Raw genomic sequence first — 2,435 nt, 5'->3', positions numbered from 1 at the left:
TTTGGTCATCCGCCAGACCCCGAAGAAGTTGATCCCCATGGTGCGCTCGAGATCGGCGTCGGTGGTCTGCTCCAGGCTGCCCAGGAAGCCGGCTCCGGCGTTGTTCACCAGGACGTCGATGCCGCCGTGCTTGCGGATCACTTTCTCGACGCAGGCCTCGATGGACTTCTTCTTCTGGACGTCGAGCTTCTCGACCTTGACCTTGACTCCGGCGTTCTTGGCCTGCGCCAGCAGCGCCTTCTTCTTGGAGGTATCGCGCATGGTGGCCACGGTGACGTAGCCGGCCCGGGCGAAGGCGATGGCGGTGTGCAGGCCCACGCCAGTCGACGTCCCAGTGATCAGGACCACCGGTCCGCTGTCGGTCTTGCTCATGGCTTGTCTCCCCCCGGCGGCTCGGAACGGCCGTTCTCAGGAGATGACCCTTAGCCCGGTTAGAGCAGCGTCTCCAGCGCCCGCCGCTCCTCGCCGAAGGGATCGGACTGAACGGTAGACGCCACGGTGTCGAAGACCATGGTGTCACGGCTGGCGGCGTCGTAGGCGGGCCAGGCGGGCAGGCCCGGATGGTTGGGGTTACCGGTGCGTGCGAAGGCGAGCCAGGCGTCCATGATCTCCCCCTCCAACCGCTCCACGTCGGGGCCGGCGCCGGCGAAAGTCACCTGGCCCTGGATCTTCGTCGTGCCGAAGACGAAGGGCATCTCCAGGGCGTGGCAGGCGCCGAGCGCTCCACGCCTGGCGGGCGAGGCGTGGGTGAAGAGGTAGAGATAGGCCGGGCCATGCGGGGCCTGGGCCGAGGCGAACTTGGTGGCGGCGATGCGAAACTGCATGTCGCTGCCGATCGCGTCGAGCAGGTCGAGGTTGTCGGTGGGCAGACCCTTGGTCTCCCGCGAGGCGCGGTAGACCTCGATCAATTCCTTGGCCTGCGGCTCGGTGGCCTTCGGAAGGCGTCCGCGGACCTCTGCCAGAAGGGCCTCATCGGCCAGCGGCTCGCGGCGGCCCGGGATAAACAGCTTCACCTCGTCGCGGTTGGAGCCGATCAGCAGGGCGACGTCCCGGGCGCCGCCATCGCGGACCACCACCATCGGGGCCTCTGGCAGGGAGGCCGGGTCTCGGGTCGGACCAAATCCGCTCCCCGGTCCGAAGCCGCCTGAGGCCTGGGCCGCCAGGATCTTGTCGGCCGGCAGGTCGAACAGATCCACCACCTGGCTGCGGTCGAGACCGAGGCCGACCAGCAACTTGTCGGCGGCCTTGGCGGCGACCTCCGGCGGACCCGCGCGACCGACGCCGCTCTGCAGGATCGCACGCTTGAACAAGCCCTTCGCGGCCGGCATCGCCACCAGGCAGGCCACCGCCGCCGATCCGGCGGACTCCCCGAAAATGGTGATCTGCTCAGGATCCCCGCCGAAGGCCCCGATATTGTCGGCCACCCACTTCAGCGCCGCCACCTGGTCCAGCAGGCCGGCATTGCCGGGGATGCCCGCCTCCGGGATCGACAGGAAACCGAGCGCGCCCAGCCGGTAGTTCAGGGACACCACCACAACGTCGCCGCGCTCGGCCAGGGGGCCGCCGTCATAGAGCGGCTCATAACCCGCCCCATGGGTGAAGCCGCCGCCATGGATCCAGACCATCACCGGCCGCTTGGCGCCGTCCGTCGCCGGGGTGAAGACGTTGAGGTTGAGGCAGTCCTCGTCCTGCGGTCCGCTGGCGGCGAAACCCGGGATGAAGTGCGGGGTCTGCAGAGCGGCGAAGCCCTTCTCCGCCGCCTGTCGCATGCCCGCCCAGGCGCCGACCGGCTTGGGCGCACGGAACCGGGTCTGGCCAATGGGGGCGGCGGCGTAGGGGATGCCGTAGAAAGCCATGTGGCGGCCGCGCGTCAAACCCTCGACCCAACCGGCGTTTGTCTTGACCGTAGCGTCGAGCGTGGCGGCGTCACTCATGGCGTTCTCCCTGACGGAAGCCATACTGCTCCCTAGAAAGAACATCCGGCGCGCCGGACCCTGCGTCAAGCGCCGGCGGCGGCCTTGGCCTTGGCGCTGACCAGGGGCGGTTGCGGACGGGAGAAGACCCACTCGCCGTCGGTGGAGGCGTGGGCCTGGAACCGGTAGCCGTCGGTGTCGAAGGCCTTGAGATCGGCCGCCTTGGTGATGCGGTGGTCGACGGCGTAGCGGGCCAGGGCCCCGCGGGCCCGCTTGGCGAAGAAACTGATCACCCGGGACTCGCCGTCCTTCTCCTCGACGAATCGCACGTTCACCACCGGCAGCGTCAGGGTCGACCGGTCCACCACGCCGAAATATTCCTGGCTGGCGCAGTTCACCAGGGTCGGGTCCTTGTGGCCGGCGGCCTGGGCGTTCAGGGCCTTGGCGACCTTGTCGCCCCAGAAGGCGTAGAGGCTGGGACCGCGCTTGGTCTTCAGCCGCGTGCCCATTTCAAGCCGGTAG

The 2,435-nt window shown here is 68.7% G+C and carries 3 protein-coding genes; all 3 read right to left on the bottom strand.

All coding sequences use genetic code 11. From position 1 onward, the window contains the following. A partial coding sequence (locus tag RMO97_RS05050; RefSeq protein WP_310539448.1) for an SDR family NAD(P)-dependent oxidoreductase occupies positions 1-372 on the bottom strand: 372 nt, incomplete at its 3' end. Between the two features lie 59 nt (positions 373-431). Further along, entirely contained in the window at positions 432-1,934 is a 1,503-nt protein-coding gene (locus tag RMO97_RS05045) for a carboxylesterase family protein (RefSeq protein ID WP_310539447.1), read from the bottom strand. A 65-nt stretch (positions 1,935-1,999) separates the two neighbouring features. Continuing rightward, the coding region (locus tag RMO97_RS05040; RefSeq protein ID WP_310539446.1) for a peroxide stress protein YaaA at positions 2,000-2,435 on the bottom strand (436 nt) is incomplete at its 5' end.

Origin of the sequence: Phenylobacterium sp. (genome assembly GCF_031425575.1) — a bacterium.
Classification (GTDB): domain Bacteria; phylum Pseudomonadota; class Alphaproteobacteria; order Caulobacterales; family Caulobacteraceae; genus Phenylobacterium.
This window is presented reverse-complemented; position numbering and strand designations above follow the sequence as displayed.

What these genes read in the sequence shown, in the direction of transcription:
- RMO97_RS05045 (WP_310539447.1), bottom strand. Translation starts at nt 1,934, where the DNA reads ATGAGTGACGCCGCCACGCTCGACGCTACGGTCAAGACAAACGCCGGT.